The organism is Kiloniella sp. (genome assembly GCF_965205715.1).
Taxonomy (GTDB): Bacteria; Pseudomonadota; Alphaproteobacteria; order Kiloniellales; family Kiloniellaceae; genus Kiloniella.
In genome coordinates, this window is record NZ_CBDBHW010000013.1 from 314,081 (window position 1) to 328,880 (window position 14,800).

Consider the following 14,800-nt stretch of genomic DNA (forward strand, 5'->3'; position numbering starts at 1 on the left):
ATACCTGCTCTATGTAAAGTTATCAGAAACCATACATATCAACAGGTTACTTGGCGGTCGGCATCTTTTTCTACTCAACAAAGCGGAGAAGAGCCGATATATAGACCTTAATTCTGTAATTCGTGTCCAATTATGCAAAAAGAGTGAAAAGCTTCCGTGAACTTTACCAAAAGCATTTGAAACTTGAATCATTATCCCAAGTAAAATTTTCCCAGTGAATAGGCTTGGCCCCATTATCAGGTAAGGGGCGATAGACATAAATTGGTCGTAAAAATGAGCCCATAAATCAAAATAACCATAATGCCAGAATAGGCGTCGATAATTGAATCGAATGCCTGTGAAGAGTTCAAATAGCGTTTCGGGTTGTGCATATTGAGTTTTATTGTCTTCCCCCAATACAAGGTCTTTTCTAAAAGCAGCCTCTACTTTTTGATTATTGTATTCCAAGCCAGGTAGTTTTATGCCAACGAACCACGAAACAACTAAGCCACCTAAAGATACGCATAGTGCTAACCAGACAAGAGAGCCTTCAATATCTCTTAGGATTGGAATGTCAACTTTTTCACTTAAGGTCCAGAGTATGGGAACAAAAGCAATAAGCGTCATAAAAGCTCGAACAATTTGTAAACCAAGACTTTGTACGATATCAGCAAACTTGTAGCAATCTTCCTGAATTCGCTGTGAAGCCCCTTCAATTTCTTCTTCAACAGAACGCCATCTTGGAATGAAGTCAAAGGTTATCGCTTCACGCCATTGCAAAGTATAAACTCTTGTGAACCAGCCTGTAGCTGTAGCAAGAATTATATATGGTGTTGCAAGAACCAACCAAGAAGGCTCCCCTTCGAATGAGTTAAGGATGTAATCCACGCTAACTAGTTTGTCGTAAAAGAGGGTTATGCCTTCATCTGATTTATCGTAATAATCTTTTGCATTTTGCAGTAAATCATAAAAACCTTTGTACCAAACATTAATGGCAACGGTGAATTGAACCTGTATCCATAGCGATGTGATTAGTAGCAAGCCGCCGCCATAGGCCCAGAGCGCCCATTTTTTGGATTTATAAAAGCTATGAAACATGGGGAACTTTCTCTAATTGGCTGCGAGTTTTGATTTGTGCCATCATGGCGGTAGCTTATGGCAGGATCAAGGCTGGATTAGATATTTGCAGGGTACCAAGACTTCCTTCACAATCTATTGATAAGATATTCATCGAATAGGGGTGTTATGGAACAATATTTCGGCACGGACACTCAGGTGCGGTTACAGCGCAGAGCAGATGAGTACACTAACTGGATGTATTCGACGGCGGGCGCTTGTCATCCCGGACGATGTCTTGGCTGTGATGATCCTGATGCCCTTGGGTGGGATGTGATCTTTGAACACCTAAAACGAGATGGCCGGTTTGGTTTTCGCATGATCCCGGCTCATAGAATGGAAAGCGTAAGGGACAAACTTGCAGCAGAGGGTTATGCAATCAATTTTTGGAATGTGTTCACGGGAAGCTCGGGCGATATTCTGAAAGCTACCGAGCCTCTCATTCGTAATTCCTTACCCGGTGAACTGTCCTTTATTTCTATTGAAGAGTTACACAATCCGGAACTGATCAAGGAAATTCAAATTTTCCTGTCTGACAATGGTATCCCTCCGGTATCAGGTTTGATGCTTTCCGGGCAGTCTGTCGATGCCTGTACCAAGGTTGTGCGAAGTGTTGATGGGGATATTGTCGCCATGGCCTATGGGTATTTTGCCCACAATGACCATAGTGAGCATAGTGATACAGGCTGGGGCGGGTTGGTCGCGGTCGATGCCAATCATCGTGGGAACGGTCTTGGCGGACTGGTTAATGCTGCAATGATACGGAGTTGCATTACCAAACTTGGTGCAAAAAGTTTTTACGAACAGGTATCAACTGAAAATAAAATATCGCAGCGCATGGTCGAAAAATGCGGGCTCAAACTGGATACCTCAGTCCTCTGCGGTATTGCGACTTCTACAGAAGCTGGTTTTGAGCTCTGGGGCCAATAGGATTAAAAAAATCAGCAGCACAGCCCTTAAGTCATACTGCTGATCTCTTATCTGTTTAGTTAGTCGTTTTGGAGCAGGTGAACCAGGCTGGATGTATCCCAACGCTGACCACCACGCCCTTGAACCTGGGCATAAAATTGATCGACCAAATGAGTAACAGGCAAACGGGCGCCATTGCGTTTTGATTCGTCAAAGCAAATGCCAAGATCCTTGCGCATCCAATCCACAGCAAAACCGAATTCAAATTCACCTTTACACATGGTTGAACCTCGATTTTCCATCTGCCAGGAACCGGCGGCTCCCTTGGAGATCACATCGATGACTTTTTCCATGTCAAGATTGGCTTTTTGACCAAAGTTCATAGCTTCACTTAAACCTTGAACCAGACCTGCAATGGCGATCTGGTTGACCATTTTGGTCAACTGGCCGGAACCAATTGGACCCATAAGGGTAACCGCACGAGAAAAACAGTCTGCCACGGGTTGGATACGGTCAAAAGCGGCCTGCTCTCCGCCACACATGACTGTCAGAACCCCATTTTCAGCACCGGCTTGGCCACCGGAAACGGGCGCATCGATAAAGTGCAGGCCCTTTTCATTGGCAATGGCCCCGAGCTCGCGGGCGACATCCGCAGAAGCGGTGGTGTGATCAACAAGAACTGTATCAGCTGACATGCCGGCAAAGATACCGTTGTCACCTAGAACTACGGATCTAAGGTCATCATCGTTACCTACGCAACAAAATACGATATCGGCACCTTCGGATGCTGCACGTGGGGTATCACCTTTGCTGCCACTATGCTCTTTTACCCAGGCATCGGCTTTGGCTCCTGTACGGTTATAAACCGCAACGTCGTGCCCATTAGCAGCCAAATGACCTGCCATTGGATAGCCCATAACTCCCAAACCAATAAACGCAACTTTTGCCATTTCCTGCTCCTCAGTTACCCGTAATATTTCGGATGTCGTTTGGCGATAATAGATAGGGTTATTAAATCGCCTCATAAAATAGAATGGTGCAGAGCTTAGAAACTTGGGGCAAATCGTGCAAGAGGCCCATGAGATTGTCCCCTGAAATTGGGGGACAATCCCTTGCGTGAGAGTGATATTGGAATCGTGAAAAAATTAAGTTTTGGTATTGTAGAGTTACTGCATAGAAAGCGATCTGTTTTAAGGATTTCCTGAAATCTCAGGTGAATTCTCTGGTTCATCCGAGCTCTTTTCAGGTTCTGTAGAGTCTGTATAAGTGTTGATCACGTCCATCAGCTTTTTAAAGTCTACAGGTTTTGCAACATAGTCGTTCATTCCTGCAGCGATATAACTATCCCTATCGCCTTTCATTGCATTCGCGGTTACAGCGATAATCGGAACCTCGGCTTTGTCACCTCCCAGGGAACGAATAGCTCTGGTTGCTTCAATGCCGTCCATTTCCGGCATTTGAATATCCATCAGAATGATGTCTGGCGTGTTGGTTTTAACGATATCCAGGGCTTCAGCACCATTAACGGCAATTTCTGTATTATGCCCTCGTTTACTGAGGAATTTTAACAGGAGCATTTGGTTGATCTTATTGTCTTCGGCAACCAAAATTTGCAACGGATTTTCGGGAGGGGTGGCAATGAAATTTTTGGTATCATTCTGATTGGCTGATTCTGGTATTGTACTGGGAATTCCGGCAGATTTTGCGACTTCGAGCGGGATGGTGAACCAGAATATACTTCCTTTTCCAAAACTACTTTCAAGCCCGATTTCTCCATCCAACTGCTTGCAAAGTCTTTTGGCAATGGAAAGCCCCAAACCTACCCCGCCATGTCTGCGGGAGGCAGTTCCATCAGCCTGGGTAAATCTCTCAAAAATTCGATTTTGATCATCTTCACTGATGCCAATACCTGTATCTTCCACCGTGCATCTGATCCATTGTGTCGTGCCTTCGCGTGGCATGAGGGGGCCAACGGATATTTTTATATGGCCGGTATCGGTGAATTTGACAGCATTCCCGACCAAATTGAAAAGAACTTGGCGGAGCCTCGTCGGATCACATCGCACCCATTCCGGCAGTTGCGGGTCAATTTCTGTCGTGAGTTCCAGACCTTTGGCTTTGACCTTGGATTGTTGCGCACTGGTAACGGAAGCGAACAATTCGGGTAGATTAAAGCTGCTGATTTCAAGTTCACTAACGCCTGCTTCTAATCGGGAAATGTCGAGAATGTCATTGATTAATAGAAGCAGGTGATCAGCAGAGTTCCGAATGGACTGGGTATATTCAAGTTGTTCCCCATCCAGGGAGCTTTCCAGCAAGAGGTTTGTCATCCCAACCACACCGTTCATGGGGGTGCGGATTTCATGGCTGACGGTTGCTAGAAACTCTGATTTACTCCGGCTCGATTGCTCGGCTTCAACCTTGGCGGCCAAAAGATTCCCTTCTGTACGCTGTCTTTCTTCAATTTCATTTTCTAGCCGCTCGTTGGTTTCCTGAAGCCAATGTGTTCTGTCACGGACTTTGTCTTCAAGCACGTTTTGATGCTGGCGGATTTCTTCTTCCATGACATCGAAGCTCTCAAGAGCCAGCAGAAGTTCATTTGATTGGCTTTGGGTAATTTTATCGGCAGGAAGGGTGTCCTTTGAGGCCAGGGAAGTGATTTTGTTCCTCAAGGTGGCAAGGGGTGTAACGACAATACGATGCAAAGACATGACAATAAAGAAAAGGGCGATGGCAAAGAAAGCTGCAAACAACTGAAGTGCCGTTGATATTGCAAATTGTCCTTTCTCAAGGATTTCCATCGGGTGCGGGTGCACTAACCTCATCAGAGTTACATCGTTCATGGCGATGATATCAATATAGGAATACATGATATCAGCGTTTGGATCGTTAAAAAGTCCAATGCCTTCTGCGGGTACTTTGTTTTTGATTACCGGTGTGGGAATGCTGGCGAGTTGTTCTGTCGTCAGCGCTCCACTTAGCAGGGTTTCAAACTCTGCATTAAGATCCTCTGCGATCTGCCCCATACGGTTCTCGTCCATATAGCGGCCAGTCAGTGCGATACCTCTTGCAGGGCCTTCTTGATTACTCTTTAAAATCGGATAGGCGGCAATAAGCATGGGGCCGCGACTGGTTTGAACAAATCCAGATATCGAACCCTTGGCAACCACTTCTTGGGGAGCAAGTAAGGAAATCGTTTTGTCATCGACAAATGAGAGGCTGAGGTCACTATAACCTTCTGCCTCTTTGTCGAGCCACCGTCCCCAAACCATTTCCTGATCCATGTTCAGGAAGGCCATAAGATGGATATCGGTTATCTCGAAGGTATCATCAGGTGCGCTAGATGATATGAATTCAGGATCTCGACTTTCCATATATTCATAGGTGTCATCCCAAATTCCCCAATCGCTTGAATAGACAACGAGATCTTCAAGTTCATCGTGAAGGGTGTTTTGGATTTGCTGGGAACGGTGAATTGTGTTTTCACGATCCAGATTTTCAAATTCAGGTATCACAATTGAATATAGAATTCCGGCACTGAATATAATCAGAATTAGGAATAACCCAGCAACGAGTGAGCCAATTTTTCCTTGAATGGACATCCTGTTGGAAAACCCCTCTAGCACAAAACAATTTTAATAATCTTGCCGTTAAGCCTGTGAAACTGCAATGACTGATCAGAAAGATTATACAATCAATTGTTTTAATTTTTTCTTTCTATTTTGGCGAGTGCTTCAAAGGGTAAAAGGACACAGGTGTGACGGTTTTTTATACCTGTAACAGGTTGAAATATATTAAAGTCTTTTGATTCGTTTGAAAACTTCAGAGGAAGATTTTCTTTTAAGTGCGTTTTTAATTTTCCGTGAAAATCTTGTAAAAAGGCTAAATCGTGTCCGGGAGCCATTTGTTTTAGGAGTTGAGCTGAAGCTTTGCATAACGCACAGGATCGAGCTTTGTAGCCGATATTTTTGATCACTGTTTTATCCATGGTGAGGTCAATCGTGATGCGATCGCCACAAAGAGGATTATCGTGAGTAACCGAAAGATCGGGTTGTTCGAGGCTGCAATCCCCTTCACTGGCAAGTTTCAGGAGTTTTTTGTTATATAGATCATCACTTTGCATTTGGGGCTTCGTCTCTAAGTGCTTGAAGGGCTTCTGGAGTATCAATATCAGATAGTATGGCAATATCTGACATTGGGATTTCACAAACATCCTCGGTATAGGTCCCAAGTAGATGTCTGGCTCCGCTGTCACCTTTTAAATTCATCATCTCGGGAATAAAATTCCTACTCCAGAGGACCGGATTCCCCTTTTTACCTTCAAAGGTCGGGACGCAAATTGCGGCAGCATTTTCAGGGTCGAAGGAACCAATTAGAGTATTGAGCTGGTCTTTGGAAATCGTTGGCATATCACCTAGGCAAATGAGTACGGCGTCGCTATCAGCCGATACAGACATTAAACCCTTGATCAAGGAGGTGCTTAGGCCATCATCGAAGTTGGGGTTATAGACAAATTCAAGGTCCAGGCCTGCCAGGCAATCACGAACCCGATCGGCTTCGTGTCCGGTAACAACAATAGTATGATCAATAGAGCTAGCTTCAAGATTGTCGGCGACCCATTTTACCAGAGGTTTCCCGTTCCATTCCTGCAACAGTTTGTTTTTGTGCCCCATTCGGCGAGATTGTCCCGCTGCGAGGAGTAGAGCCGTAATTTTTGGCTTATGTGGCATGGCCTCAGTGATCTCTTTTTCTCTCGGTTGAGGACGGGTCGAGATCTCGGACAATAGACCGCCACATCCCATTGCTGTCAGGTCTTTTTTTGTCACATCTATCTTGGCCAATATTCGTTGTAGCACCCAATCAAAACCATTGAGCTTTGGTGATCTGGCGCAACCGGGTAGTCCGATAACTGTTGCGCCGGAATGTTCGCCGAGTAATAGCAGGTTTCCAGGGTCAACGGGCATGCCAAAGTGTTCAATCGTTCCACCAGCGAGAACAAGCCCTGCGGGCAGAGAATCCTGTCGATCGACAATGGCTGAGGCGCCAAAAATCATGATAAGATCATGGTTCTCGGATCTTAGTCTTTCAACCGCCTGGGCAATTTCCAAATCTTCATGGGCAACTGTCAGGGTTGTGTTCAGTTCATTATCGCAGGTTTTTAGGCGTTGATTTACAACGGTTTGTGTTTTTTCCAGGACGGAGGTTTTGGTTTGTGGTAGGCGGGTAAGGATCAAACCCACTTTATGCTTTTGGTATGCTTTCACCTGGAGTTGGGTTTTGCCCTCAGCCCTAGAAAGGGCCTGCTCGGGCGCCGCCAAGGGTATTATTTTTACCGTGCCGATCAATTGACCAGGGTAAACGGTACTAAAGGGGGGGAGCGTGGCGAGCGTAATTGCTTCATCCACACTATTCAGGGCATCGATTTCACTTGGGGATACGCACAATACCCCGTGGGTGGTGCTATGAATATTACACCGGCCTGTAAAAGCGGTACTGGGCGAACTGCCCGCGCCTGAAACAGCTTCGCCCAACCGTGCTGCAGCATTGTCTTCATGGATATCACCACTTTCCATGCGGATAGAGACGATTTGTTTGAGGCCCTCAGCGAGAAGATCATCGATGTCCCGCGCGGTTATTTTATGACCTTTTCCCAATCGGCCAGACCGGCTTTTAAGGGAGTGGGCAAGGTATGTACCTTCTGCCTTTAGGGTATCGACTTTTTCATAAATCACTTCATCGACCCATTTCTCAAGGCATTGGTAATCGCCGCAAGTATAGATACGGCAATCTCGGCAGGGTTCTTGGACCCGATAGCAAGGCCAATTGGTCCCTCGATACGATCTAATCCTTCAAGGTGATTAAGTCTTTCCATCCTTTTTGCATGGGTGCGTTTACTGCCCAAAGCACCGATGTAAAAGGCGTCAGATTTGAGGGTCGCCTCAATAGCGGGATCATCAAGTTTGGGGTCGTGGGTCAGGATAACCACGGCTGTTCTGTGATCGAGGCTGAGTTCCTGCATTGCATCATCGGGCCATTCATTACTTATGGCGCAATCTGGAAAACGGGCGGGGTTGCCAAAGGCACTGCGAGGGTCAACGAGAATAACCTCGTATCCCGCAAGCTGCGCCATAGGAACGAGAAACTGGGAAATATGAACCGCGCCAACGATGATCAAACGCAAGGGTGGATTGAACACCTGAATGAAAGTTTTAGATCCGTTTTCCTCGTGTACGTAAGATCGATCATCCCGTACTGCTTTTTTCATATCAGCGAGTAAGGCGTGTTCAGCCGTAGTGCTGAGGGGATAGATTAATTCTTGTGAGCCACTGTTCAAATCTGTGAGTAGAACCGTGGTTGTTTTCTCACTTCGCGCTTGGTTGAGCTGGTCCAGCAAATGGCGTTTCATGCTGCTTCCAATCTCTCGACATAAACTTGAATAGTCCCACCACAAGCAAGACCAACATCCCAGGCCTGTTCGTCCCCGACCCCAAACTCCAATATTTTGGCCTCGCCATGATCCATAATTTCAAGTGCTTCTTGAATGACGGCACCTTCGATACATCCACCGCTAACAGATCCAAGCATGGTCATATCTTCATCAATGATCATGAGACTACCGGCCTGGCGGGGAGATGATCCCCAGGTCTGGATCACGGTAGCCAAGGCAACCTTTTTGCCGCTGTCGTGCCAGTTGCCGGCTGTCATTAGCAAGTCGTGTGACGATAGATCTTGATTGCTGAGTGTAGTCACTGCGCTGTTCTCTCCCTCGCCCTTGTCGGCTCTTTTTTAAATCTTGTTATGTTTAATGAGGGGATTGGCTTGTAAGCTTTCAACCAGTCCTTCCAAACTTTCCAGATTATGGGCACTTCGAAATTCATCAACATGCGGCAACATTAATTTAATTCCCCGTGCCTTTGCTTCGAAAGCATCGTAGCGAAGTAACGGATTAAGCCAAATTAATTTTCGACAGGATCTGTGTAATCTATCCATTTCCAAGGAGAGATCTTGATCGCTTTCGCGTTCCAGCCCATCGGTAATAAGAAGGACATTTGCGCCTTGGCCAAGGACCCGTCTCGACCACTGTTGGTTAAAATCGTGAAGAGCTGTGGCTATCCTGGTGCCGCCTGACCAGTCGTCCACCTGCCTGCCAACGGCACCCAAAGCTTCATCAACATCCGTATTCAGCATATGCCGGGTAATATTGTGTAATCGGGTCCCAAAAACAAAACTGTGTATTCTGTCTCTGGCGCCACTTAAGGTGTGGATGAAATGGAGCAGCATTCGACTGTAATGGCTCATGGATCCCGAGATATCACACAGGATTACAAGCGGCGCCCTTTTGTGCTGAGGGGATTTATGCCGCAGTTCAATAATATCGCCACCACTTCGCATGGACGCTTGCATGCTCCGCCTCATATCAACCCTGTGCCTTCGGAGCGTTGGCGAGAACCGCCTGGTGACAATATCTTCAGCGGGAAGTTTTAGACGCTTAATGAGGCGAAGCGCATTTTGTTGCTCTTGAGAACTCATTTGTTCGAAATCTTTGTTTCGAAGAACCTCTTCATCAGAGATGGTCATACGGGCGTCGAACTCTACTTCGTTCTTATCTTCCTCTTCTGGAGGGAGGGGCTTTTCTTGTTCAGGAGAAAAGGCTTCGCTAACGCGTTTTAACGCCTTATCTTTTTCATCTTTAGGCGCATTTTCTAAAAAGGTCGTTGGCAGGAGCATGGACATGGCGCGTTCCAACAGCTCTGGATTGCGCCAGAAGATATAGAAACATTGATCAAATATCTCTTGTTGATCCCGGGAAGTGACGAAAAGACAGCCAAGAGTCGCGTGGAGTTCATCTCTGCGGGCCAGACCGGTTATCTCAATGGCTTCAATGGCATCCAGCACACGAGAAGAGGGGACCTTAAGACCTGCTTTTCTCAGGGTTCTGGCAAAATGAAGAAGGTTCTGTGCAAGAAAGCCTTCGTTCTGAGACCTGTCGTTGTTAGGTGAAGAGGAGTTCAACAGACTAAACTCCAGCCTGATCCATTTCACTTTGAATATTATTTAGCATCTGTGAGGCTTCACTGCCTTGGATGCGGCCGATATCATCCTGATATTTCAATAACACGCCCAAAGTATCACTAACGGCCTCTGGTGCGAGAGAGACACAATCAAGCTGGGTCAACGCATTGGTCCAGTCGATGGTCTCAGCAATACCCGGTTGTTTGAATATTTCCGGATTTTTTCGTAGTTCCTGAACAAAGAAAACAACTTCCTTGCTCAATTGTTCGGCGGCATTTGGTGCCTTGATTTTGAGTATTTCCAATTCTCTCAAGGCATCGGGGTAATCGACCCAGTGGTAAAGGCATCGACGTTTCAAAGCATCGTGAATTTCCCGGGTCCGGTTGGATGTAATGATCACAATTGGTGGTTCTTCGGCTTTGATCGTGCCGAGCTCGGGGATGGTGATTTGATAATCGGAAAGGACTTCAAGCAAATAGGCTTCAAAGGCTTCATCTGCACGATCGAGCTCGTCGATTAACAAGACGGGGCTCTTGCCCTTCGTTCCTTCGAGAGCTTCCAGAAGGGGCCGCTTGATCAGAAAGTCGGGGGTGAAAATGTCCTTTGTCAGGCGACTTCGATCAGTTTCCCCCGAAGCTTCTGCAATTCGAATTTCAACCATTTGCCGAGTGTAATTCCACTCATAGACGGCCGTGTTTACATCCAGTCCTTCATAACACTGAAGGCGGACGAGTGGCCGATCCAAAGTTTCGGATAAAACCTTGGCAATCTCAGTTTTCCCAACACCCGCTTCTCCTTCTAAGAAAAGAGGTCGTTGCATTTTTAAGGCAAGAAAAATCACTGTTGCAAGCGATCTGTCCGCTACGTATTTGCCTTTAGAAAGATATTGAAGGACGTCATCAACAGACTGCGGAATTTGAGGGTGATTGGACATGACGTACTCCGGTAAACAGAAACTCTGAAATGGCCGCCTCCGGATTTCTCCGAAAGCGGCCAGATATATTAGCCGTTGATTTGGGCAACAGCCCGCTTGGCCAGAACCTTGATCAGGTTTGCACGATACTCGGCTGAAGCGTGAATATCTGCATTGAGCCCATCAGCTGAAACAGTGATGTTCTCAAGTGCTTGCGGCGTAAAGTTACTTGAAAGAGCAGCTTCCATCTCAGATTGCCTGAAGACGCAAGGACCAGCTCCTGTCACAGCTACTCTGACACCAGCAGAAGTTTTCGCGACCATGACACCAACAATGGCGTAACGAGAGGCCGGATTGTCAAACTTCATGTAAGCCGCAGCATCAGGTGTTGGGAAGGTGACATTGGTGATGATCTCTCCCTCATCCAATGCCGTTTCAAATAGATCTACGAAAAAATCATCTGCCGATATGACTCGCTTGTTGGTGTTTACCACTGCGTTTAAACCAACTACAGCTGCTGGATAATCAGCGGCGGGATCGTTGTTTGCAATGGAACCCCCGATGGTTCCACGGTTTCTCACCTGTGGATCTCCAATGTCACCAGCAAGTGCGGCAAGCGCTGGAATGGTTGCCTCACGTGCAACTTCCGCATGGGTGGTCATGGCACCTATGGCCAATTGATCCCCGTCGGGACAAACCCCGCGCAATGAATCAATGGCACTGAGATCAACCAGGGCTTCAGGTTGGGCGAGACGCTGCTTAAGTGTTGGTAGCAAAGTCTGACCACCAGCCAATAATACAGTGTCCTCATTCAAGAGGGACGCTGCTTCGTCGAGAGTACCCGGACGTTTGTAATCAAATTCATACATGATGCATTCCTCCCTTAAAGACCCTGTGCCGCACGCCATACCTTTTCAGGTGTGGCTGGCATGTCAATTTCCTTGCCCAGGGCGTTGGTGATGGCGTTCATCAATGCTGCAGGAGCAGAGATGGCACCGGCTTCACCGCAACCTTTCACGCCCAGTGGATTGGTTGTGCAAGGCGTGTTGATGGTTTCGACCCTAAAGTTAGGCAAGTCATCTGCACGTGGCATACAATAATCCATGTAAGAGCCTGTCAGAAGTTGTCCGCTTTCCTTGTCGTACACACAATTTTCTAGGAGCGCTTGTCCAATACCCTGTGCAAGTCCTCCGTGCACTTGTCCTTCGACAATCATCGGATTGATGACATTTCCGAAATCATCCACGGCAACCCAATCGAGGATCTCTGTGGTTCCAGTTTCTGGATCAATTTCAACTTCGGCAATGTGAGTGCCTGCCGGGAAGGTAAAGTTGAGAGGATCATAGAACGCCGTTTCATCCATGCCAGGCTCAACATCAGCAGGATAATTGTGCGGGACATAGGCTGAGAAAGCAATTTCAGCCATCGTCATTTTCTTGTCTGTTCCCGCAACAGAGAACACGCCACCGGAATGTTCGATGTCTTCAACTGATGCCTCTAGGGTATGTGCCGCAATCTTCTTGCTTTTTTCAACAATTTTATCGACAGCTTTAATTATTGCAGATCCGCCAACGGCAAGTGAACGAGAACCGTAAGTTCCCATGCCAAAAGGTACTTTCCCTGTATCACCGTGAGATATTTCTACCTGATCAAGGGGAACACCGAGTTGGTCTGAAATGATTTGAGCAAAAGTGGTCTCATGACCCTGCCCGTGAGAATGGCTACCGGTAAAGACAGTTACGCTGCCTGTCGGATTGAAACGAACCTGAGCTGATTCCCAAAGACCAACACCTGCGCCAAGAGAACCAACCGCTGCGGAAGGAGCAATGCCACACGCTTCGATAAAGGCAGAATAGCCTATGCCCCGTAATTTGCCGCGTTGTGCAGATTCTGCTTTGCGAGCGTCAAAGCCTTGATAGTCGATGGCATCCTGTGCTTTGTCCATGGCAAGGGCATAGTTCCCACTGTCATAGGTCATAATCACAGGCGTTTCATATGGATAAGCATCCGGTGCGATGAAATTACGCTTGCGGATTTCTCCAGGATCGATACCCATTTCACGGGCGCCGATCTCGATCATGCGCTCAACGACATATGTTGCTTCTGGCCGACCAGCCCCACGATAGGCATCCACTGGGGCCGTATTGGTAAATCCGGCCTGAACCTCAACATAAATTGCCGGCATGGTGTACTGACCATTAAGCAATGTACCGTAAAGATAGGTCGGGACAGCCGAAGCAAAAGTGGAGAGATAACAGCCGACATTGGCTTTTGTTGCCACTTTTAAACCAAGAATTTTACCATTTGAATCAAAAGCCATTTCCGCATGGGTTTCATGGTCGCGACCATGAGCATCACTAAGGAAAGCTTCGGAACGTTCAGCGGTCCATTTAATTGGACGATTTAGTTTTTTAGTTGCCCAAGCACAGACGGTTTCTTCGGAATAAATGAAAATTTTAGACCCAAACCCACCGCCAACATCTGGAGCAATGACCCTCAATTTGTGTTCCGGAGCCACGCCATTAAAAGCTGATAGAACCAGTCTGTGAACATGAGGGTTTTGACTTGTTGTGTAGAGCGTTATCTCATCCGTACCCGTGTCGTACTCACTAAGGGCAGCACGAGGCTCCATCGCGTTGGGAATAACTCGATTATTGCGAAGATCCATCCGCGTGACATGGTGAGCGTTTGATATTGCTTGATCAGTTGCAGCCTTATCACCGAGTTCCCAATCGAAAGATAGATTACCAGGCACATCGGCATGAATCTGTGGAGCACCTTCTGCGAGTGCATCGCCGACTTCAACAACGTGAGGAAGTTCTTCGTAGTCGACTTCAACCAGTTCAGCTGCGTTTTTAGCTTCTTGCAAGGTCTCGGCAACAACCAGTGCCACTTGATGACCAACGTAGCGAACATGGCCAATCGCGAGAGCAGGGTGAGCCGGAGCTTTATGAGGTGTGCCATCTTTTGAAGTAATGCCCCAACCGCAAATAATGGGACCAATGCCGTCAGCTTCCATGTCTGGGCCAGTTAAGACCGCGACGACACCGGGTGCATTTAAGGCTTCAGTTGCATCAAAGTTGTTGATTTTTGCATGAGCATGAGGAGAACGCACAAAGTATCCATAGGTTTGCCCCGGTTTGGTAATGTCGTCGAGATAGCGACCTTTACCGATGATAAAGCGTTTATCTTCTTTACGGCGAACGGATGCGCCAATTCCAGTTTCAGTGGTCATGATCAGCCCTCCATTTCTTTTGCAGCCGCTTTTACCGACTTGACGATGTTTTGATATCCTGTGCACCGACAGATATTGCCTTCCAAGCCTTTGCGAATGGAGGCATCATCCATATCGTCTTGCTTGTTGACCATATCAACGGCAGTCATAATCATTCCAGTGGTACAAAAGCCGCATTGAAGTCCGTGATTTTCTTGAAAGGATTTTTGCATTGGGTGTAGTTCTCCACCGCTTGCAAGTCCTTCAATTGTCGTGATTTCAGCACCTTCTGCCTGAACCGCAAGCATGGTACATGACTTGGCGCTATTTCCATCAACATGGACAACGCAGGCGCCACATTGGCTTGTGTCACAGCCGACATGTGTTCCCGTTAGTCTCAAATTTTCTCGGATAAATGTTACAAGCAAGGTATTCGGCGCCACATCGGCCGATACTTGTTTGCCATTTACTGTCATAGATACCGTTGGCATCGGTTTTCTCCTGTTCGTGGTGTCGCAGCCCTTTTATTTTTGTGTGTATTACTACTTTTGGGTCTGCTTGCCCGGGAGGGCGAAATAACATTGCTTCGGTAATGAATTGTCGAGCAACGCTGTTTAAAATCTACTCATTCTTTTTATAAGAATGTTGATAGGTTT

Annotated in this window: 13 protein-coding genes; 1 reads left to right on the forward strand and 12 read right to left on the reverse strand. The window is 46.9% G+C overall.

Annotated elements, in window-relative coordinates; genetic code table 11:
• Positions 1-9: 9 nt before the first annotated feature.
• Positions 10-1,077: a putative transporter gene (locus tag ACOGW3_RS12695; RefSeq protein WP_419903307.1), complete on the reverse strand. Its 1,068-nt coding sequence runs from the start codon at positions 1,075-1,077 to the stop codon at positions 10-12.
• Positions 1,078-1,224: 147 nt separating this feature from the next.
• Between ACOGW3_RS12695 and ACOGW3_RS12700 the strand changes: the two genes are divergently transcribed.
• Positions 1,225-2,025: a GNAT family N-acetyltransferase gene (locus tag ACOGW3_RS12700; protein WP_419903308.1), complete on the forward strand. Its 801-nt coding sequence runs from the start codon at positions 1,225-1,227 to the stop codon at positions 2,023-2,025.
• Positions 2,026-2,084: 59 nt separating this feature from the next.
• Here the strand turns inward: ACOGW3_RS12700 and ACOGW3_RS12705 are convergent, their stop codons facing one another.
• The 11 genes from ACOGW3_RS12705 to ACOGW3_RS12755 form a co-directional block, all read right to left on the reverse strand.
• Entirely contained in the window at positions 2,085-3,008 is a 924-nt protein-coding gene (locus ACOGW3_RS12705) for an NAD(P)-dependent oxidoreductase (RefSeq protein ID WP_419904052.1), read from the reverse strand.
• Positions 3,009-3,194: 186 nt separating this feature from the next.
• Positions 3,195-5,606 carry an ATP-binding protein gene (locus tag ACOGW3_RS12710; RefSeq protein WP_419903309.1) on the reverse strand — a complete coding sequence of 804 codons (2,412 nt, stop codon included), beginning with the start codon at positions 5,604-5,606 and terminating at the stop codon, positions 3,195-3,197.
• A gap of 101 nt (positions 5,607-5,707) precedes the next feature.
• On the reverse strand, positions 5,708-6,127 hold the full coding sequence (locus tag ACOGW3_RS12715) for an iron-sulfur cluster assembly scaffold protein (RefSeq protein WP_419903310.1): 420 nt from the start codon (positions 6,125-6,127) through the stop codon (positions 5,708-5,710).
• Positions 6,117-7,736: an NTP transferase domain-containing protein gene (locus ACOGW3_RS12720; protein WP_419903311.1), complete on the reverse strand. Its 1,620-nt coding sequence runs from the start codon at positions 7,734-7,736 to the stop codon at positions 6,117-6,119. Before ACOGW3_RS12720 ends, ACOGW3_RS12715 begins: the two co-directional genes overlap by 11 nt.
• Positions 7,733-8,410 (reverse strand): XdhC family protein, encoded by a 678-nt coding sequence (locus ACOGW3_RS12725; RefSeq protein ID WP_419903312.1) that lies wholly within the window; start codon positions 8,408-8,410, stop codon positions 7,733-7,735. The genes ACOGW3_RS12720 and ACOGW3_RS12725 overlap by 4 nt, the downstream gene beginning before the upstream one ends.
• A complete protein-coding gene (locus ACOGW3_RS12730; protein ID WP_419903313.1) occupies positions 8,407-8,754 on the reverse strand; it encodes an XdhC family protein in 348 nt (115 codons plus the stop codon). Before ACOGW3_RS12730 ends, ACOGW3_RS12725 begins: the two co-directional genes overlap by 4 nt.
• Before the next feature lie 36 nt (positions 8,755-8,790).
• Entirely contained in the window at positions 8,791-10,017 is a 1,227-nt protein-coding gene (locus tag ACOGW3_RS12735) for a vWA domain-containing protein (RefSeq protein ID WP_419903314.1), read from the reverse strand.
• Between the two features lie 4 nt (positions 10,018-10,021).
• Positions 10,022-10,951, reverse strand: coding sequence for an AAA family ATPase (locus tag ACOGW3_RS12740; RefSeq protein ID WP_419903315.1), 930 nt, complete (start codon positions 10,949-10,951; stop codon positions 10,022-10,024).
• A gap of 68 nt (positions 10,952-11,019) precedes the next feature.
• Positions 11,020-11,799 (reverse strand): FAD binding domain-containing protein, encoded by a 780-nt coding sequence (locus tag ACOGW3_RS12745; RefSeq protein ID WP_419903316.1) that lies wholly within the window; start codon positions 11,797-11,799, stop codon positions 11,020-11,022.
• 14 nt (positions 11,800-11,813) lie between these two features.
• Complete coding sequence (locus ACOGW3_RS12750; protein WP_419903317.1) at positions 11,814-14,165, reverse strand: xanthine dehydrogenase family protein molybdopterin-binding subunit; 2,352 nt, start codon at positions 14,163-14,165, stop codon at positions 11,814-11,816.
• A gap of 2 nt (positions 14,166-14,167) precedes the next feature.
• Entirely contained in the window at positions 14,168-14,635 is a 468-nt protein-coding gene (locus ACOGW3_RS12755) for a (2Fe-2S)-binding protein (RefSeq protein ID WP_419903318.1), read from the reverse strand.
• Positions 14,636-14,800 lie beyond the last annotated feature (165 nt).